Source organism: Phyllobacterium calauticae, assembly GCF_019991125.1.
In the GTDB taxonomy this organism is placed as follows: domain Bacteria; phylum Pseudomonadota; class Alphaproteobacteria; order Rhizobiales; family Rhizobiaceae; genus Phyllobacterium; species Phyllobacterium calauticae.
In genome coordinates this window covers 259,917-278,527 of record NZ_JAGENB010000003.1, presented here as the reverse complement: position 1 = coordinate 278,527, position 18,611 = coordinate 259,917, and the positions used below count along the sequence as shown (strand labels likewise).

Below are 18,611 nucleotides of genomic sequence, written 5' to 3'. Positions count from 1 at the left end.
TATGGCTGATATCCAATCTTCAGGACAGGATTCCGTCTACGTGAAAGCCGCCAGGGAAGCGGTGATTACCGGAATCATCGCGTTCGGCCTGTTCTTCCTTGTCATTGGTTTCCGCACCGACCAGAACATCAACAATGAACTGGTTCTCGCCCAGCGCTGGGGCTTGCTGGCGATCTTCGTGGCCGTGGCTGCCATTGGGCGCTTCATCTTCGCAGCGTTCATCACGCCCTCACGGGAGCAGGCGAAGCTGGCCAAAAGCAAGGTGCCAGCCGCTGCCAAGATCGACCGGCGGTCGCTGAAGGCAACGGTGTCGCGGTTTGGCCTTGCCCTGCTTTTCACCTACCCCTTCGTCGTCATCCTGATCCTGGCGCTGATCCAGTTCGCGGTGACCGGACAATGGTCGTTCCAGAGCGGCGTGCAGGGCTCGCTCAAATATGTCGACAATTTCGGTATCCAGATCCTGATCTACGTCATGCTGGCATGGGGTCTGAACATCGTCGTGGGTCTCGCTGGCCTGCTCGATCTTGGGTATGTCGCCTTCTATGCGGTTGGCGCCTACTCCTACGCCCTGCTCTCCGCGCATTTCGGCCTGTCCTTCTGGCTGCTCCTGCCGATGGCCGGTATCTTTGCCGCCACGTGGGGCATTGTGCTCGGCTTTCCGGTGCTGCGGCTGCGGGGTGACTATCTTGCCATCGTCACGCTGGCCTTTGGTGAGATCATCCGTCTTGTGCTGATCAACTGGACCGTTGTGACCAAGGGCACATTCGGTATCTCCGGCATTGCCAAGGCCACCCTGTTCGGCATTCCCTTCACGCCGGGCCCCACCGGTTTTGCTGCCATGTTCGGCCTGCCGAACTCCGGCGTCTACTACAAGATTTTCCTCTATTATCTCATTCTGTTCCTTGCTCTCCTGACCGCCTGGGTGACGATCCGCTTGCGCCGCATGCCGATTGGCCGTGCCTGGGAGGCGTTGCGCGAGGACGAGATCGCCTGCCGGTCCCTCGGCATCAACACGACGACCACCAAGCTGACGGCTTTTGCCACCGGCGCGATGTTCGGCGGGTTTGCCGGATCGTTCTTCGCTGCCCGCCAGGGGTTCGTCAGTCCTGAATCCTTCGTGTTCCTCGAATCGGCGATCATTCTTGCCATCGTCGTGCTCGGCGGCATGGGATCGCTCATCGGTATCGCCATCGCGGCGGCGGTGATGATCGGCGGCACGGAACTCCTGCGCGAACTGGAATTCCTCAAGCTGATCTTCGGCAACGATTTTACGCCGGAACTCTATCGTATGCTGCTGTTCGGTCTGGCCATGATTGTCGTCATGGTGTGGAAGCCGCGCGGATTTGTCGGTAACCGGGAACCGAGTGCCTTCCTGCACGAGCGCAAGATGATCTCCAGCGAGTTTACGAAAGAAGGGCACGGCTGATGGTTTCGGAAGTGCGTAACAATCCCAGCGCCGTGCTGCGCGTTGAACATCTCTCGATGAAGTTTGGCGGGCTTATCGCCATCAACGACCTGAACTTCGAAGCCAAGCGCGGGGACATCACCGCCCTGATCGGCCCGAACGGTGCAGGCAAGACCACGGTGTTCAATTGCATCACCGGATTTTACAAGCCGACCGAAGGCATGCTGACCATGACCCGGCAGAATGGCGAGGAATATCTTCTGGAGCGCATGGCCGACTTCGTCATCACCAAGAAGGCGAAAGTGGCACGCACGTTCCAGAACATCCGGCTGTTCTCGGGGCTGACCGTTCTGGAGAACCTGCTGGTCGCCCAGCATAATCCCCTGATGCTGTCGTCGGGTTATACGATCCTCGGTCTTCTCGGCTTTCCCACCTACAAGAAGGCTGCCGCCGACGCGATCGAGAAAGCCCGTTTCTGGCTGCAGAAGATCAACCTCATCGACCGCGCCGACGATCCGGCAGGCGATCTGCCCTATGGCGCGCAGCGGCGTCTCGAGATCGCCCGTGCCATGTGCACCGATCCGGAGCTTCTCTGCCTGGACGAACCCGCCGCTGGTCTCAACGCGCGTGAATCGGCGGAGCTGAACCAGCTGCTGCTCAGCATCCGCGATGAAACCGGGACCTCGATCATCCTGATCGAGCATGACATGTCCGTGGTGATGGAAATCTCGGATCACGTCGTTGTTCTGGAATACGGCACGAAGATTTCCGACGGAACGCCGGCGAGCGTGAAGAATGACCCGAAGGTCATTGCCGCCTATCTCGGTGTCGAGGACGAAGAGGTGGTCGAGCTGATCGAGCACGCAGCGGCGACCGGCGCTGATGATATCACGGCGGCCGTTGATCTCTTGTCCACGGAGGCCATCCAGGAAATCACGGAGACGCACCCGGAAGCGCCCGCTGCTGCAACCGCCGAAGCCGCGGCAAAGCCCGCCGGTCCGGCAATCAAGGCGGGAGCAACCGCCAATGCGCTCGCCGCACCGCGCGGCGGCACGCCCGACAATCTGACCCTGATCAAGGGGATTGGCCCGGTCAACGAGCGCAGGCTCAACGAACATGGCATTTTCCATTTCGACCAGATCGCGGCCTGGAAGAAGGCCGATGTGATCGCCGCCGAAGCCTATCTGGCGTTTGACGGGCGCATCGCGCGCGAAGACTGGATCGGCCAGGCCAAAAAGCTGGCGAAAGAGAGCCAGGGCAAGCCGGCTGCGAAGAAGACCGGAGGGGCTAAGTGATGTCGGAAACACAAACTCTTCCGAGGACAGGGGCCCTTCTCAGCGTCGAGAACGTTGAAACCTATTACGGCAATATCCGCGCGCTCAGCGGTGTCAGCGTCCATGCGGACGCCGGTGAAATCGTCACGCTGATCGGTGCCAACGGCGCCGGCAAGTCGACGCTGATGATGACCATTTTCGGCATGCCTCGGGCCCGCAAGGGCCGGGTGATGTTTGCCGGCCAGGACATCACGCAATTGCCGACCCATGAGATCGCGCGCCTGCGCATCGCCCAGTCGCCGGAAGGCCGCCGCATATTCCCGCGCATGACTGTGCAGGAAAACCTGCAGATGGGTGCCAGCCTCGACAATCTGGAGTTTTATGACGAGGACGTGCGCAAGGTTTTCGACCTGTTTCCGCGCCTGAAGGAACGCATCAACCAGCGCGGCGGTACCCTGTCGGGCGGTGAGCAGCAAATGCTGGCCATCGGCCGCGCATTGATGGCGCGTCCGCGCCTGCTGCTTCTGGACGAGCCGTCGCTGGGTCTTGCTCCGTTGATCATCAAGCACATTTTCGAGGCGATCAAGGAACTGAACAAGTCCACGGGCCTGACGGTGTTTCTGGTTGAACAGAATGCCTTTGGCGCGCTGAAACTGGCGGATCGCGGCTATGTGATGGTCAATGGTATCGTGACGATGAGCGGATCGAGCAAGGATCTTCTCGCCAATCCGGAAGTGCGCGCCGCCTATCTCGAGGGCGGGCGTCACTGACAAAAATAGGACCGGCTTTCCAGCGGGTCTGGAAAATCCGGTGCTGCAAGGGGAATACTGCCATGCAAGGCATTTTGTACGAAGAACCCTCATTCTGGCTGTTTGTGCTGGTAACCTGCGTCATGGGTGGCTGGGCCGCATGGATGGCGGGCCGCGCCTGCGCCAAGACATGGCGTTCCCATACAATCCTGATCTTCTACATGCTGCTTCTCGGCATCGGCGTCCGCTTCATCCACTTCGCCCTGTTTGAGGGAACGATGGTGACGCTGCACTACTACATCGTCGACACGATCGTGCTGATCATCATCGGTACATTGGGCTATCGCTACACCCGGACAAACCAGATGGTTCAGCAATATCACTGGCTCTATGAAAAAGTTTCCCCCTTCTCGTTCAAGGAAAGAAAAGGGGCCTAAGCAATCTCGCTGACGCGAAATGAATCAGCGTGACAACCGCCGGAAAATCGGCAAATGTGGTCTTCAAGCGATGGGAAGATTTCATCGTTAGGGGTTTCGTAAGTACCTAGAAAATGGGAGTTTTCAAATGAAGAAGTCACTGTTCTCGGGTGTTGCTGTTGCAGCAATGCTCGCTTTGGGCGGTCACGCCTATGCTGATCTTCTGGTCGGTATTGGTGCTCCGTTGACCGGCCCCAATGCCGCTTACGGCGCGCAGATCCAGAAGGGTGCCGAAGCGGCCGCAGAGGTGGTCAATGCGGCTGGCGGCGTGAATGGCGAAAAGATCAAATTCGTTCTGGGCGATGACGTTTCCGACGCCAAGCAGGGCGTTTCGGTTGCCAACAAGTTCGTTGCCGATGGCGTGAAGTTCGTTGTCGGTCACTTCAATTCCGGCGTATCCATTCCGGCATCCGAAGTCTATGCGGAAAACGGCATTGTTGAAGTAACACCAGCCGCGACAAACCCTGTGTTCACCGAACGCGGCCTGTGGAACACATTCCGCACATGCGGTCGCGATGACCAGCAGGGTGCCATTGCCGGTGCCTATATCGCCGAGCATTACAAGGATGCAAAGATCGCGGTCATCCATGACAAGACGCCTTATGGTCAGGGTCTTGCCGATGAAACCAAGAAGACGATCGAAGCAAAGGGCTTGAAGCCTGTTCTTTATGAAGGCGTCAACGTTGGCGACAAGGACTTCTCCGCACTGATCGCCAAGGCAAAGCAGGCCGGCGTTACCGTCCTTTATTGGGGTGGTCTGCATACCGAAGCTGGTCTGATCATCCGCCAGCTGGCTGATCAGGGCCTGAAGGTCAAGTTCATCTCCGGCGACGGCATCGTTACCAACGAGCTCGCAGCGATTGCCGGCGACGCCGTGGTCGGTACGCTCAACACGTTCGGTCCCGATCCGCGCAACAACCCGGCCAACAAGGAACTGGTCGAGAAGTTCCGCAAGGCCGGTTTTGAGCCGGAAGCCTACACCCTCTACGCCTATGCCGCCGTGCAGGCCATCGTCGAAGCAGCAACCGCTGCTAAGTCGAACGATCCTGAAACCGTTGCCAAGGCTCTGAAGGGAAAAGGCCCGTTCAAGTCGGTTCTCGGCGATATCTCCTTTGACGAAAAGGGCGATCCGAAGCTTCCAGGCTACGTCATGTACGAATGGAAGAAGGACAAGGACGGCAAGTACACCTACATCCAGCAGTAAGCCTTTCCGCTTGCTATCTCATGCGAAATGCCCGGCTCTCATGCCGGGCATTTTGCCGTTGGACATTTCACCGTCTTGTGATCAATATGCATTGTTTGCAGTGCAGCAATCACCCCGCCAATAGGGTTTTACCACTCATATTGCCTCTATGAGATTTCGGAGTTTTCGCCTTGCCTATCAAGAAGATCCTCGTCGCCAATCGATCAGAAATCGCCATCCGTGTTTTCCGCGCCGCCAACGAGCTTGGCATGAAAACCGTGGCGATATGGGCGGAGGAAGACAAGCTGGCGCTGCACCGTTTCAAGGCGGATGAGTCCTATCAGGTTGGGCGCGGGCCGCATCTGGCCAAAGACATGGGGCCGATCGAAAGCTATCTGTCGATCGAGGAAATCATCCGGGTGGCAAAGCTGTCGGGCGCTGACGCCATCCATCCGGGCTATGGCCTCTTGTCCGAAAGCCCGGAATTTGCCGAGGCCTGCGGTGAAGCCGGAATTATCTTCATCGGGCCGAAGCCGGAAACCATGCGCCGCCTCGGCAACAAGGTTGCTGCCCGCAATCTCGCCATTGAGATCGGCGTTCCGGTCGTGCCGGCAACCGACCCGCTGCCCGACGACATGGACGAGGTGAAGAAGCTCGCCGAGACGATCGGCTACCCCGTCATGCTGAAGGCATCCTGGGGTGGCGGCGGGCGCGGCATGCGCGCCATCTTCTCGCCGGATGATATTGCCCGTGAGGTCACCGAGGGCAAGCGCGAGGCCAAGGCCGCCTTCGGCAAGGATGAAGTCTACCTTGAAAAGCTGGTGCAGCGCGCGCGCCACGTCGAGGTGCAGATTCTTGGCGATACGCACGGCAATGCGGTGCATCTGTTCGAGCGCGATTGTTCGATCCAGCGCCGCAACCAGAAGGTTGTTGAGCGCGCGCCGGCACCTTACCTCAACGAGGCGCAGCGCAAGGAGATTGCCGATTACGGCCTGAAGATTGCCGCGAAAACAGCTTATATCGGTGCGGGCACCATCGAATTCCTGATGGATGCCGACACAAACCAGTTCTATTTCATCGAGGTCAATCCACGTATTCAGGTGGAACACACGGTGACCGAGGAAGTCACCGGCATCGATATCGTCAAGGCGCAGATCCGCATTCTGGAAGGCGCAACGATCGGAACGCCGGAATCCGGCGTTCCCGCGCAAAAGGACATCAGGCTGAACGGCCACGCGTTGCAGTGCCGCATCACCACGGAAGATCCCGAACAGAACTTCATTCCGGATTACGGCCGTATCACCGCCTATCGCGGCGCAACCGGTTTCGGCATCCGGCTGGACGGCGGTACCGCCTATTCGGGCGCTGTCATCACCCGCTATTACGATCCGCTTCTGGAAAAGATCACGGCGTGGTCGCCGACCGCCGACGAGACGATCCAGCGTATGCACCGCGCCTTGCGCGAGTTCCGCATCCGCGGTGTTGCCACCAACCTGACCTTCCTTGAAGCCATCATCACCCATCCGAAGTTCGCCGATAACAGCTACACGACGAAGTTCATCGACACGACGCCGGAGCTGTTCGCACAGGTGAAGCGCCAGGATCGCGCCACCAAGCTTCTGACCTATCTGGCCGATGTTACCGTCAATGGCCATCCGGAAACCAAGGGCCGTGCCACGCCACCGGCCGAAGCGGCGCTGCCGCGGGTGCCGTTCATTGAGACACCGATCCCGGATGGCACCAAGCAGCTGCTGGATCAGTTGGGGCCGAAGAAGTTTGCCGAATGGATGCGCAATGAAAAGCGCGCCCTGTTCACCGATACCACCATGCGCGACGGCCATCAGTCCCTGCTCGCAACGCGGATGCGCACCTTCGATATCGCCCGGGTCGCCGGTACCTATGCACGCGCCTTGCCGCAGCTGTTCTCGCTGGAGTGCTGGGGCGGCGCGACGTTCGACGTGGCCATGCGCTTCCTGACGGAAGATCCATGGGAGCGGCTTGCAGACGTGCGCGAAGCGGCACCGAACATCCTGTTGCAGATGCTGCTGCGCGGCGCCAACGGTGTGGGCTACAAGAGCTATCCTGACAATGTGGTCAAGTATTTCGTGCAGCAGGCCGCCCGCAACGGCGTCGATGTGTTCCGCGTGTTCGACAGTCTCAACTGGGTCGAGAACATGCGCGTCACCATGGATGCGGTGCTGGAGGAGGACAAGCTGTGTGAAGCCGCCATCTGCTACACCGGCGATATCCTGAATTCCGCCCGGCCGAAATACGACCTGAAATATTATGTCGATCTGGCGCAGGAAGTGGAAAAGGCCGGCGCGCATATCATCGCGGTCAAGGACATGGCCGGGCTGCTCAAGCCGGGCGCTGCCAAGGTGCTGTTCAAGGCACTGCGCGAGGCGACCGACCTGCCGCTGCATTTCCACACGCATGACACGTCGGGCATTTCAGCGGCAACCGTACTTGCCGCCGTGGATGCGGGAGTCGATGTGGTCGATGCCGCCATGGATGCCCTGTCCGGCAATACCTCGCAGCCCTGTCTCGGTTCGATCGTCGAAGCCCTCAAGGGCACGGAGCGCGATCCCGGGCTTGATCCGGAATGGATCCGCCGCATCTCGTTCTACTGGGAGGCGGTCCGCACCCAATATGCGGCATTCGAAAGCGATCTGAAGGGACCGGCATCGGAAGTCTATCTGCACGAAATGCCAGGCGGCCAGTTCACCAACCTGAAGGAACAGGCGCGCTCGCTCGGCCTTGAAACGCGCTGGCACGAAGTGGCGCAGGCCTATGCCGACGTCAACCAGATGTTCGGGGATATCGTCAAGGTCACCCCGTCATCCAAGGTCGTGGGCGATATGGCGCTGATGATGGTCAGTCAGGATTTGTCCGTCGCCGACGTGAAGAACCCGGACAAGGATATTTCCTTCCCGGATTCGGTGGTTTCGATGATGCGCGGCGATCTCGGCCAACCGCCGAAGGGCTGGCCCAAAGATATCCAGAAGAAGATCCTGAAAGCAGAAAAGCCATTCACCGAGCGGCCGGGCTCACTGCTGGCACCGGCCGATCTCGTGGCCGAGCGCAAGGACATTGAGGAAAAGCTGGAGCGCAAGGTCAGCGACCAGGAATTTGCGTCCTATCTGATGTATCCAAAAGTGTTCACCGATTTTGCCGTGACGCACGGCACTTACGGTCCGACCAGTGTCCTGCCGACGCATGTCTATTTCTACGGGCTGGCGCAGGAAGAGGAAGTCTTCCTCGATATCGAGCGTGGCAAAACCCTGGTTGTACGCAATCAGGCAGTGGGTGAACCGGATGAGAAGGGCATGGTCACCGTGTTCTTCGAAATGAACGGTCAGCCGCGCCGCGTGAAGGTGCCTGACCGCACCCGTGCGGGCAGCGTCGGCGTCCGCCGCAAGGCAGAGCTTGGCAATGACAAGCATGTCGGTGCGCCGATGCCGGGCATTGTGTCCACGGTCGGCGTCTCGGTTGGCCAGAAGGTCAATGCGGGTGACGTGCTCCTCTCCATCGAGGCGATGAAGATGGAAACGGCCCTGCGTGCCGAACGGGACGGGACGCTGGCTGAAATTCTGGTGCGCGCCGGTGACCAGATCGATGCCAAGGATCTGCTCGCCGTCTACGAGTAAGCGCCATCCGATCCGCATAGAGCCGGCCGCGTCGTGCCCCTGAGCTCAATCTTGGGGCACGACGAGATGGATGTGTGCTGCCGCCCATCACCCGATGTAACACATTTATGCCGATATGTGCGCATATCGGCATAAACAGGCATTGAATAGTGCGCATATGCGAAGTATGGTCGGGTCGTTGAGTTCCGCAGCCGATGCGGGATGTGAGCGCGCATGTGCAGGGTATTCCACAATGACCAAAGACCTGTCGCCGGAAGAGCGGAAGAGCATGATCCTCAAACGGGTCAATGAATCCGGCCGCGTCCTGGCGAATGCCGTTGCGACGGAATTCGGTGTTTCGGAAGATTCCATACGCCGGGATTTGCGCGAATTATCTGAAGCAGGGCTTGTCCAGCGCTTCCATGGCGGTGCAGCGCGCAGCAGTTCGAGCTTTCGCAGCTTTCAGCAGCGCGCCAAGGATGAAACGGCCGGGAAGAAGGCGGTTGCCGCAGTTGCCGCTGAACGAATTGCCCCGAATTCCACCATGCTTCTCGATTCGAGCACGACCGTGCTTGAGTTTGTGCGCGCCCTGCCGGTCAACATGCAGATGCGCATCATCACCAGCTCGCCGGATATTGCCTCGGCCGCTCTCGACCATCCCCTGTGCGAGGTTATCCTTCTTGGCGGCACGCTGAATCGTTTCACCCGCAGCGTCATCGGGCAGTCGCCGCTTGCCGAAGTGCAGCTCATGCATGTTGACTACTGTGTGCTCGGCGCCTGCGCTATCGACGAGAGCCTGACACTGCGCGCCGAGAACTACGAGGACGCGCATCTGAAACTGGCCATGAGCAAGGCGAGCAATGAAGTGATGCTGCTAGCCACGGCTGAAAAGCTGCTGAAGCAGGCGCCCTTTGCCATTGCGCCCATCTCGGCCATATCGACGCTGATTACTGACAGAACCGCCGACCCGTCGATTGTTGAGCGGATTCGCGGCGTGGGTGTCGAAGTCGTCATCGCCGACAGACGCGGTGCGTGATGTCCATCCTGTCCGAAATTCAAGCTGGTGATAAAACTATGGATGCCTCCCTCTACAGGAAGAAAGCCGTCTATGGCCGCTGGGCAGTTGCCAGCGCTTTCTTTTTCAATGGATTTCTGATCGGCAGCTGGGCGCCGCAGATCCCCGTCTTCATGACGCGCCTGCACATCAGCGAGTTCACGCTCGGCCTGATGATCCTGGTGTTTGGCCTTGGCGCCCTGGCGGCGATGCCGTGGTGCGGTTACCTCATCGGCCGGTACGGGTCGCGCGCGGTGGTCAAGGGCTTTGCCGTCTTCTGCAGCTTTTCCCTTTTGCTGGTGGCGCTGGCTCCGAATGTTTACATCGCGGCGCCCGCGCTTTTCCTCTTCGGTGCCGTCATCGGCGGCATGGATGTGGCCATGAACGCCAATGCCGTCGAGGTGGAGAAAAAACTGTCGCGCGCTGTCATGTCATCCTCACACGGGTTCTGGAGCCTTGGCGGCTTCGCCGGCGGCGCCCTTGGCGGCCTGCTGATCGAAGCACAGGGCCATCTGGTTCACGCGGCGGTGGTCACAGCCATTGCGGTTGTTCTGGGGCTGGCCGCGTTCCGCTACATGATCACTGAAGATGCGCCGGTGGTGCACGAGAAAAAGGGCAAGCTGGCTTTCCCGACCAACCCGCTGATTTACCTCATCGGCATCATGGCGCTTTTCTCCATGGTTCCGGAAGGGTCGGTTCTCGACTGGGCGGCTCTCTACCTCAAGCAGGAGCGCGGTGCCGATATTGCCACGGCCGGATTTGCCTTCGCCGCATTTTCGGGAACGATGTCCGTCATGCGCTTTCTCGGCGACGGCGTGCGCAACCGCTTCGGTGCGGTGAAGACATTGCGCATTTCCGCGCTCATTGGTGCATCGGGCATGCTGGTTGCAAGCCTTGCGCCAAGCCCCTGGATCGCCATTCTGGCCTTTGCGTTTGCGGGGCTGGGCATTGCCAATATGGTGCCCATCGCCTTCTCGGCTGCCGGCAACCAGAAGGGAACGTCTTCGGGCGTCGCCCTCAGCCTCGTCACGCTGATGGGCTATTCCGGCATTCTGGTCGCGCCATCGGCAATCGGCTTTGTCGGCGGGCGCACGGGGTTCGGCCCGGTCTATATGGTGCTGGCCTGCCTGCTCGTCGTGGTCTTCCTGATGGCCAATCTTGCAGCCAGCGCCGACCGCAACGAAAACCCGGGCACCTGATCTATGCCCGGCGGCTTGCCGCGACCGCCGGTTTCTTGCGCTGCAGCAGAAAGTCGGTCACCCTCCGTCCGGCCTTGTGGGCTTTCAATCCTACATTCATTTCGGGAGAAAGTTCACCGGAGAGATCGAGTGTCGCGTGCTCGCCCACCGCATCGAAATGCTCTTCCAGCCAGTCATCGGCTGCGGCCTGGCCGAGATCGCGCAGATATTCGAGAAAGGCCCATTCCGCGTTGATTTTTGACGAGGCCGCCAGGCCGGCCAGCGCCACATCGGCATCGATACGGTGCATGCGGATATGCTTGTATTCGCCGTGTTCGATCCGGCCTGCGTCGATCAGCGAATTGACGAAGGCAATCGAACGGAACTCACGCAGCAGCGCCGCATTGAAGGTGATCTCGTCGATACGGTCGGTGATTTCGCGGGCGGTCTTCGGCGCGCCGCGCCGTTCGATCGGGTTGATCTGGATAAGCAGCAGGTCTTCGCTCTTGGTCGAATAGAAGAAGGGATAGAGCGCCGGGTTGCCGCCATAGCCGCCATCCCAGTAGGGTTCACCTTCAATCTCCACCGCCTGGAAAATATAGGGCAGGCACGCGGATGCCATCACCACATCGGCATTGAGCTCCGACTGGGAAAAGACCCGCAGGCGGCCGCTTTCCACATTGGTTGCCGAGATGAACAGCTTGAGTGCCGAACAGGCTTTCACCCGGTCGAAATCAATCTCACGCTCGACCACATCCCGCAGGGGGTTAAGGTTGAACGGGTTGAACTCATAGGGCGAAAACATGCGCGAGAACTGCTCGAACAGATTGTACCCGACGCCGTTCTCGACGGACCAGTTGCCGAAAAAACGGTCCCAGGGCGTACGCTGAACCGGACTGAACTGCCCGGTGCGGCCCACCGCCCGCCAGAACTCATAGAGCTTTTCGCGGGCGCCATCGGGACCGTTGCGGCTCCAGCCATCAGCCAGCGCGACAGCATTCATGGCGCCGGCGCTGGTGCCGGATATGCCCTCGATGGTCAACCGGCCATCTTCCAGAATGCGGTCGAGAACACCCCAGGTGAAGGCGCCGTGCGAGCCGCCGCCCTGCAGCGCGATGTTGATGACTTTGGGTTTGTGGTTCATCACTGCGCCGTCCAGCCGCCATCGACGGAGATGGATGTACCGGTGATCTGCGCCGCCGCATCGCTGGCGAGAAACACCACCGTTGCGCCGATCTGGTCGACCGTGGCGAATTCCTTGGTTGCCTGCCTGTCCAGCATGACTTCGCGGATGACGGTTTCGCGGTCCATGTTGTGCGCTTTCATCTGGTCGGGGATCTGAGCCTCGACGAGCGGTGTCAGGACATAACCGGGGCAGATGGCGTTGCTGGTGATATGCTTTTCCGCCACTTCCAGCGCGACGGTTTTGGTCAGTCCGAGAATGCCGTGCTTGGCCGCCACATAGGCCGACTTGAACGGCGATGCGCGCAGGCCATGCGCCGAGGCGATATTGATGATGCGGCCCCATCCGGCCTTCTTCATATAGGGAAGCGCCGCAGCGGTGGTGTGGAACGCCGAGGTCAGGTTGATGGCGATGATCGCATCCCATTTTTCCGTCGGGAATTCATCGACAGGGGCGACAAACTGGATGCCGGCATTGTTAACCAGCACATCGACGCTGCCGAATGCGGCAGCAGCCTGGTCGATCAGGGCACGGCATTCGTCACCCTTGGACATGTCGGCCTTGATATAGGCGACGCCGGTGGAATGCTGTGCGGCGATCTCCTTGGCAAGATCGTGGTCTTCCGGGCGGTCCGTGAAGGAATTGATCACCACATTGTAACCCGCCGCTGCGAGGGCGTGGGCGGAACCCAGTCCGATGCCGGAGTTGGAACCTGTGACGACTGCGGTCTTCTTGGCCATGAGAAACTTCCTTTGGTTTAACAACCGTGTTGAAGGCGTCTGGAATATATTGCATTGCAGCAAAAATACCAGCTTTGGAACGTGAACACTTTGTCATACGGTTCACTGTGGCGTGATCGGGAAGGGCATTTGCTTTGAATTTGCCGCGTTCATGTCACATGGTGTTGACACAAGGCGTTCCCTGCGCCACGTGAAGGGAATATCTGGAGTTTGACAATGTCTGACTATTATTCGCAGCCCTTTGCCCGCCGCGCCTCCGTTGGCGTCGATGTGGGCGGGGTCATGGTTGGCGGAGGCGCACCCGTCGTCGTGCAGTCGATGACCAATACGGATACAGCCGATGTGGACGGCACCGTTGCACAGGTGGCAGCCCTTTCCCGCGCGGGATCGCAGATCGTCCGTATCACCGTTGACCGGGATGAATCCGCTGCCGCTGTGCCGAAAATCCGCGAAAGGCTGGACCGGCTTGGACTGAACGTGCCGCTGGTCGGTGATTTTCATTATATCGGTCACAAACTGCTGGCGGACCATCCGGCCTGCGCCGAAGCGCTGGCGAAATACCGCATCAATCCGGGCAATGTCGGCTTCAAGGACAAGAAGGATGCGCAGTTCGGCGCCATCATCGAAATGGCGATCCGCTATGACAAGCCGGTGCGCATCGGCGTCAACTGGGGTTCGCTCGATCAGGAACTGCTGACGGCACTGATGGACCAGAACCATGCGGCCGGCGCGCCCCTGACGGCGGAACAGGTCACTCGGGAAGCCATTGTCCAGTCGGCGCTGATTTCCGCGCAGCTGGCCGAAGAAATCGGCCTGCCGCGCTCCAGGATCATTCTTTCCGCCAAGGTCAGCCTGGTGCAGGACCTGATCGCGGTTTATGCGGAGCTGGCGCGGCGCTGCGATCATGCGCTGCATCTCGGCCTTACCGAAGCCGGCATGGGCTCCAAGGGCATTGTCGCTTCCTCTGCAGCCCTTGGCATTCTTTTGCAGCAGGGTATCGGCGACACGATCCGCATATCGCTCACACCGGAGCCGAACGGTGACCGGACACGTGAAGTGCAGGTGGCGCAGGAATTGCTGCAGACCATGGGCTTTCGCCAGTTCATCCCGATTGTCGCGGCCTGTCCCGGTTGCGGGCGGACCACATCCACCGTGTTTCAGGAACTGGCGCAATCGATCCAGAGCGATATTCGCGACAATATGCCGGTCTGGCGCGAGAAATATCCCGGTGTCGAAGCGCTCAATGTCGCGGTGATGGGCTGCATCGTCAACGGGCCGGGCGAATCCAAGATGGCGGATATCGGCATTTCACTGCCGGGAACCGGCGAAACGCCGACGGCCCCGGTCTTTGTTGACGGCAAGAAAGTGGCGACCCTGCGCGGTGCGGGTATCGCCAAGGAATTCCAGAAGATGGTTGCCGACTATATCGAAAACCGCTTCGGCCAGGGCGCAGGCTCGCACGCGGCCGAATAGATTCAGCTCTGCCGCTCGGCGATGAACCGTGCGGCCTGCTTGAGCAGGGCAGCCTTTTCGCCGAAGGGCGCAAGCAATTCCTCGGCCTGTGCCACCAGCCCGCTCAACTGGCGCTTGGTCCAGTCGATCCCGTGCAGTGAAACCAGCGTAGCCTTGCCCGCTGCCGCATCCTTGCCGGTGGCTTTGCCCATATGGGCAGCATCGGCGGTGACGTCGAGCAGGTCGTCGGCCAGCTGAAAGGCAAGGCCAATGGCCGAGCCGTATTCCGCCAGCCGTTCGCGATCCCGGGAATTGGCATTGCCGATCATGGCACCGGCCTCGCAGGCGAAACGGATCAGCGCGCCGGTCTTCATGGCCTGCAGGCGGATGATGCCTGCCTCGTCAGGTTTGACCTTTTCCGCCTCCAGATCGAGCGCCTGGCCGCCGGTCATGCCGCCGATGCCGGCCGCGCGTGCCAGAGCCGTCACCAATGCAACCTTGGCGCCGGGATCAAGTTCAGTCGCCTCGGCTGCGATCAGTTCGAACGCGTAGGTCAGGAGGCTGTCCCCTGCGAGGATTGCCGCTGCCTCGTCGAATTTGCGATGCACCGTCGGCTGGCCGCGGCGCATATCGTCATTGTCCATGGCCGGTAGATCGTCATGCACGAGCGAATAGCTATGGATGCATTCCAGCGCCGCCGCTACCCGCAAAGCCGCGGGGGTGTCGGCACCGAAGAGAGCGGCGCTTTCCAGAACGAGGAAGGGGCGCAGACGCTTGCCGCCGTTGAGAACGCCGTGCCGCATCGCTGCCATGAGGCGGGGCGGACGGCTGATCTCGCCGTCTTGCGGCTGATCCGAGAGCAGGTCGGCCAGCAGCGTTTCCACCGAGGCGGCGCGATGCAGCAATGTCATCTGAAACAGGGAAGTGTCTTGATCTGTCATCATGATCTGGCAATGAGCGAAAAATCGGCGCCCGGTCAATGATTAGATGCGCTGCTTTTGCATTTTTGCCTTGTTGTCATTGTGAACATGACTGGAATGGCATGGAAATGGTTCCCTTTGGCGGATGGTTGCTCTATGTCCATGGTGGGCTTTCAACGCAGGCGGCGGGTGTGACACGGGTTCTGGTCAGAAACAAAAGAGGCGGAGGCTATCTGGTCAGTCCGGGCGGCTCGCCTTTGGGGTGCATCGTGCGCTACCTGATTCTGGCGGGTATCCTCCTGATGATGATCCCCATCATCCTGCTCAGCCTGTACCGGCTGCCGTTCGTGCATCCGGTTTCCACCTTGATGGTGAAGGACCTCGTGACTTTTTCCGGTTATGACCGGCGCTGGGCGTCACTGGACGAGATTTCCCCGGTGCTGGTGCATTCCGTCATGATGTCGGAGGATGCGCGGTTCTGCTTTCATTCCGGCGTCGACTGGGATGCGATGAATCTGGTTGTGTCCGATGCCATGGATGGTGAGCAGACGCGCGGTGCGTCGACGATCACGATGCAGACCGCCAAGAACCTGTTCCTGTGGAACAGCCGGTCTTTCATCCGCAAGGGCCTGGAAATGCCGCTGGCGATGATGACCGATCTGATCCTGACCAAACGGCGGGTGATGGAAATCTACCTGAATATTGCCGAATGGGGCCCGGGCATCTATGGCATCGAGGCGGCGGCGCAGCATCATTTCAAGGTGAGTGCGGCAAGGCTGACACCGCGGCAGGCGGCCTTTCTCGCGGTGACCCTGCCCAACCCGATCGCGCGCAATCCGGCGCGGCCGGGGCAGGGGTTGCAAACGCTGGCAAGGCTCAATGAACGGCGTGCGCGGGGCGCCGGTGCGTATATTGGTTGTGTCAAATAGACCCTCTATCGGCGCAAATCCCGGCATATCGGCATTTGCGACAAAAAATATGCGACTCATGCTGGTCAAAAGCTCTCAAGCCGTGTATAGCCCCAGCCGAACTTTCCGGAATTTTGTCCATTGTGACAGGCTCGATCGGGCCAGCGCCGGATTTTGACTGATTACTGGAGCAGGAACAATGGCTGTACCTAAAAGAAAAACTTCTCCGTCGAAGCGCGGCATGCGCCGTTCCGCCGACGCGTTGAAGGCCCCGACTTACGTCGAAGACAAGAATTCAGGCGAACTGCGCCGTCCGCACCATGTCGATCTGAAGACCGGCATGTATCGCGGCCGTCAGGTTCTGACGCCGAAAGAAGGCTGATCCCTTCCTGGATTTCGTGATAAAGAGGACCGGCCTTGTGCCGGTCCTTTTTGTTTATGACATGCTGATGGGAGACAGATGCCGTGATTTCCAATATTCCATTGATGATCGTGCCGCTTGTTGTGTTCAATCTGGTGGTTGCCGGATTGACGGGTATTGGCGGCGCCGATCCGTGGGCGACGCAGCTCTATTCCATGCAGATGCTGTCGGGCGGCGTATGGCGGATGACACTGGGCGACCTGATGATCGTGCTGTCGCTGGCGTTGCTGTTCTTCGAGATCATGAAGTCAACGCGCACGAGCAATGCCTCGGTGGTTGACCATCTCCTGTCGACCTTCGTGTTCGTGGCATTTCTGGTGGAATTCCTGCTGGTTCCCAGCGCCTCGCATTCGCTGTTCTTCATTCTGATGGCGATGGCTTTTTTCGATATTCTGGCGGGATTCACCGTTTCGCTGCGCTCCGCCGGGCGCGACGTCAACTTCCGCTGACATCATGCAAAAACCCCGGCAGAGGAGACCATCTGCCGGGGCTTGATATCGCTGGGCCGGTCAGGCGGCGATGACTGCCTTGTCCGGTATGCGCATGACGATGAAGATGGCGAGTGCCGTCACAAGGGTGATCTCCGCCAGAATCTGCAGGAGCTGGCCGAAGGCTTCGCCATAGGTCTGCAGTACCGCTTGCGGGCTGACCGGACCCAATAGGCCCATGGCTGAGGCGATATTGCCGGTTGCCAGCTTCTGGGCCGCCTGCGCGGCATCAGGACCCGTACCCAATTTCCAGTTGAGAAGCGCGGTAAGCAGGGCGCTGACAATGGCAAGGGCAATGCCTTCACCGGCAATGCGCGTGGTGCTGAAAATACCCGTTGCCATGCCGGCCCGCTCCTTTGGGACGACGCTGACGGCGAGGCCATCCATCAATCCCCAGGGCAGACTGATGCCAAAGCCGATCAGGACCAATGCCGGGAGTGTCAGTTCCACCGGCTGGCCCGGCATGCACCGGCTGAGCCAGAACAGTCCGCCTGCCGAGAGGAGAAGACCGGCACTGCACAGGATCGCGGCGGAGAACCAGCGCGTGAGCAGTGCTGCCAGAAACGGCACGATGAGCAGCGGGCCCGACAGGGCAATCATCATCTGCCCGGTCTGAACCTCGCTGAAGCCCTCCACGCCGATATAGCGGATGGGCAGGAGAATCAGCAGGACGACAAAGGAATAGGCGGGAGCCGCGGCGAGGATCTGCACGCCGACAAAACGCGGATAACGAAACAGGCTGAGGTCCAGCATCGGCCGTGCCGCGCGCTGTTCGACGATTACGAAGAAGCCGAACACGAGCAGCGCGGCGGCGAGCATGCTGATGACGAGCGGGTGCCCCCAGCCGATATCCGGTGCCTGCAATATGCCGCACGTGAGCAGCGTCAGCGCCAGAGTGAAGCTGATAGCGCCCGGCCAGTCGATGCCCCTTGCGTCGGGGTCGCGCGATTCCCGCAGCCGGAAAACACCAAGGCTAAACGCGACAAGGGTGATCGGCAGGGTGACGAGGATTGCTGCCTGCCAGCCGAAATGACTGATCAGCGTTCCCGAAAGAATCGGCCCGAAAGACAGGCCAATGCCGAATGTGATGCCGATCATGCTGAAGGCGCGCGTGCGTTCCTGCCCGTCGAATTCCTGGGCGAGTGCGGCCATGCCGCCGGAAAAGGCGAGGGCACTCGAAAGGCCCTGTGCCGCGCGCATGATGTCAAACCAGACAAGGCTGGTGACAAGCGACAGTGCCAGCGAGAAAACGGCAAAAAGCACAAGGCCTGTCAGGAAGACGCGTTTGCGCCCGTAATTGTCGGCGAGCGCGCCCGCCGCCATCAGGCTGCTGCCGAAGGCCAGCATGAAGCCATTGGTAACCCAGTTGAGTTCGACCGGGCTGCCGCCAAGGGCGCGGGCAATGGCAGGAAGTGCGACGGCAGGGCCGGTAAAGCTGACGGGCATGGCGAGGGCCGCCAGGCAGACAGCGGTCAGAATCATCAGCTTCTCCGCTGTATTGTGCGGATGTGTTTGGGCAGTCATTTTTCACCTGCAGTATCAAAATGTGGAAGG

General features: G+C 59.9%; 16 protein-coding genes. 12 read left to right on the top strand and 4 right to left on the bottom strand.

Annotation, left to right across the window (positions count from 1 at the left end; all coding sequences use genetic code 11):
• Window position 1 precedes the first annotated feature (1 nt).
• The 8 genes from livM to J1W56_RS13160 all read left to right on the top strand — a co-directional run bounded on the left by livM (window position 2) and on the right by J1W56_RS13160 (window position 10,966).
• Complete coding sequence (gene livM, locus J1W56_RS13195) at window positions 2-1,426, top strand: high-affinity branched-chain amino acid ABC transporter permease LivM (RefSeq protein ID WP_223613739.1); 1,425 nt, start codon at window positions 2-4, stop codon at window positions 1,424-1,426.
• On the top strand, window positions 1,426-2,700 hold the full coding sequence (locus J1W56_RS13190) for an ATP-binding cassette domain-containing protein (protein WP_223613738.1): 1,275 nt from the start codon (window positions 1,426-1,428) through the stop codon (window positions 2,698-2,700). Before livM ends, J1W56_RS13190 begins: the two co-directional genes overlap by 1 nt.
• Window positions 2,700-3,449: an ABC transporter ATP-binding protein gene (locus J1W56_RS13185; RefSeq protein WP_223613737.1), complete on the top strand. Its 750-nt coding sequence runs from the start codon at window positions 2,700-2,702 to the stop codon at window positions 3,447-3,449. Before J1W56_RS13190 ends, J1W56_RS13185 begins: the two co-directional genes overlap by 1 nt.
• Before the next feature lie 62 nt (window positions 3,450-3,511).
• On the top strand, window positions 3,512-3,865 hold the full coding sequence (locus tag J1W56_RS13180) for a DUF6867 family protein (protein ID WP_223613736.1): 354 nt from the start codon (window positions 3,512-3,514) through the stop codon (window positions 3,863-3,865).
• 127 nt (window positions 3,866-3,992) lie between these two features.
• Window positions 3,993-5,108, top strand: coding sequence for a branched-chain amino acid ABC transporter substrate-binding protein (locus tag J1W56_RS13175; RefSeq protein WP_223613735.1), 1,116 nt, complete (start codon window positions 3,993-3,995; stop codon window positions 5,106-5,108).
• 170 nt (window positions 5,109-5,278) lie between these two features.
• The gene (gene pyc, locus J1W56_RS13170) at window positions 5,279-8,734 is read left to right on the top strand and encodes a pyruvate carboxylase (RefSeq protein WP_223613734.1); all 3,456 of its coding nucleotides are present in this window, start codon (window positions 5,279-5,281) and stop codon (window positions 8,732-8,734) included.
• Window positions 8,735-8,966: 232 nt separating this feature from the next.
• Window positions 8,967-9,749 (top strand): DeoR/GlpR family DNA-binding transcription regulator, encoded by a 783-nt coding sequence (locus tag J1W56_RS13165; protein ID WP_223613733.1) that lies wholly within the window; start codon window positions 8,967-8,969, stop codon window positions 9,747-9,749.
• 38 nt (window positions 9,750-9,787) lie between these two features.
• Entirely contained in the window at window positions 9,788-10,966 is a 1,179-nt protein-coding gene (locus tag J1W56_RS13160) for an MFS transporter (RefSeq protein ID WP_223613732.1), read from the top strand.
• A gap of 1 nt (window position 10,967) precedes the next feature.
• Here the strand turns inward: J1W56_RS13160 and J1W56_RS13155 are convergent, their stop codons facing one another.
• Together J1W56_RS13155 and J1W56_RS13150 are read right to left on the bottom strand one after the other, a co-directional pair.
• Window positions 10,968-12,089, bottom strand: coding sequence for a patatin-like phospholipase family protein (locus J1W56_RS13155; RefSeq protein WP_223613731.1), 1,122 nt, complete (start codon window positions 12,087-12,089; stop codon window positions 10,968-10,970).
• On the bottom strand, window positions 12,089-12,868 hold the full coding sequence (locus tag J1W56_RS13150; RefSeq protein ID WP_223613730.1) for a 3-hydroxybutyrate dehydrogenase: 780 nt from the start codon (window positions 12,866-12,868) through the stop codon (window positions 12,089-12,091). The genes J1W56_RS13155 and J1W56_RS13150 overlap by 1 nt, the downstream gene beginning before the upstream one ends.
• A gap of 216 nt (window positions 12,869-13,084) precedes the next feature.
• On the opposite strand from J1W56_RS13150, the gene ispG reads away from it, so the two are divergent.
• On the top strand, window positions 13,085-14,341 hold the full coding sequence (gene ispG, locus J1W56_RS13145) for a flavodoxin-dependent (E)-4-hydroxy-3-methylbut-2-enyl-diphosphate synthase (RefSeq protein ID WP_226904674.1): 1,257 nt from the start codon (window positions 13,085-13,087) through the stop codon (window positions 14,339-14,341).
• A 2-nt stretch (window positions 14,342-14,343) separates the two neighbouring features.
• Here ispG and J1W56_RS13140 read toward each other — a convergent pair whose 3' ends face one another.
• Window positions 14,344-15,261 (bottom strand): polyprenyl synthetase family protein, encoded by a 918-nt coding sequence (locus J1W56_RS13140; protein ID WP_223613729.1) that lies wholly within the window; start codon window positions 15,259-15,261, stop codon window positions 14,344-14,346.
• Between the two features lie 170 nt (window positions 15,262-15,431).
• Here J1W56_RS13140 and mtgA point away from each other — a divergent pair, with 170 nt between their 5' ends.
• The 3 genes from mtgA to J1W56_RS13125 all read left to right on the top strand — a co-directional run bounded on the left by mtgA (window position 15,432) and on the right by J1W56_RS13125 (window position 17,018).
• Window positions 15,432-16,169, top strand: coding sequence for a monofunctional biosynthetic peptidoglycan transglycosylase (mtgA, locus tag J1W56_RS13135; RefSeq protein WP_223614126.1), 738 nt, complete (start codon window positions 15,432-15,434; stop codon window positions 16,167-16,169).
• A gap of 178 nt (window positions 16,170-16,347) precedes the next feature.
• Window positions 16,348-16,530 carry a 50S ribosomal protein L32 gene (rpmF, locus tag J1W56_RS13130; RefSeq protein WP_008121851.1) on the top strand — a complete coding sequence of 61 codons (183 nt, stop codon included), beginning with the start codon at window positions 16,348-16,350 and terminating at the stop codon, window positions 16,528-16,530.
• 83 nt (window positions 16,531-16,613) lie between these two features.
• Window positions 16,614-17,018, top strand: coding sequence for a hypothetical protein (locus J1W56_RS13125; RefSeq protein ID WP_105734368.1), 405 nt, complete (start codon window positions 16,614-16,616; stop codon window positions 17,016-17,018).
• 60 nt (window positions 17,019-17,078) lie between these two features.
• On the opposite strand, the gene J1W56_RS13120 is transcribed toward J1W56_RS13125, so the two are convergent.
• Complete coding sequence (locus J1W56_RS13120; protein ID WP_223613728.1) at window positions 17,079-18,539, bottom strand: MFS transporter; 1,461 nt, start codon at window positions 18,537-18,539, stop codon at window positions 17,079-17,081.
• Window positions 18,540-18,611 lie beyond the last annotated feature (72 nt).

Excerpts from the sequence above, each read along its gene's own strand:
- J1W56_RS13160 (WP_223613732.1), top strand. The coding sequence starts at position 9,788 with ATGGATGCCTCCCTCTACAGGAAGAAAGCCGTCTATGGCCGCTGGGCA.
- livM (WP_223613739.1), top strand. The coding sequence starts at position 2 with ATGGCTGATATCCAATCTTCAGGACAGGATTCCGTCTACGTGAAAGCC.
- rpmF (WP_008121851.1), top strand. The coding sequence starts at position 16,348 with ATGGCTGTACCTAAAAGAAAAACTTCTCCGTCGAAGCGCGGCATGCGC.
- J1W56_RS13150 (WP_223613730.1), bottom strand. The coding sequence starts at position 12,868 with ATGGCCAAGAAGACCGCAGTCGTCACAGGTTCCAACTCCGGCATCGGA.
- J1W56_RS13180 (WP_223613736.1), top strand. The coding sequence starts at position 3,512 with ATGCAAGGCATTTTGTACGAAGAACCCTCATTCTGGCTGTTTGTGCTG.
- ispG (WP_226904674.1), top strand. The coding sequence starts at position 13,085 with ATGTCTGACTATTATTCGCAGCCCTTTGCCCGCCGCGCCTCCGTTGGC.
- J1W56_RS13165 (WP_223613733.1), top strand. The coding sequence starts at position 8,967 with ATGACCAAAGACCTGTCGCCGGAAGAGCGGAAGAGCATGATCCTCAAA.
- J1W56_RS13190 (WP_223613738.1), top strand. The coding sequence starts at position 1,426 with ATGGTTTCGGAAGTGCGTAACAATCCCAGCGCCGTGCTGCGCGTTGAA.
- J1W56_RS13140 (WP_223613729.1), bottom strand. The coding sequence starts at position 15,261 with ATGACAGATCAAGACACTTCCCTGTTTCAGATGACATTGCTGCATCGC.
- J1W56_RS13155 (WP_223613731.1), bottom strand. The coding sequence starts at position 12,089 with ATGAACCACAAACCCAAAGTCATCAACATCGCGCTGCAGGGCGGCGGC.
- J1W56_RS13120 (WP_223613728.1), bottom strand. The coding sequence starts at position 18,539 with ATGATTCTGACCGCTGTCTGCCTGGCGGCCCTCGCCATGCCCGTCAGC.
- J1W56_RS13175 (WP_223613735.1), top strand. The coding sequence starts at position 3,993 with ATGAAGAAGTCACTGTTCTCGGGTGTTGCTGTTGCAGCAATGCTCGCT.
- J1W56_RS13185 (WP_223613737.1), top strand. The coding sequence starts at position 2,700 with ATGTCGGAAACACAAACTCTTCCGAGGACAGGGGCCCTTCTCAGCGTC.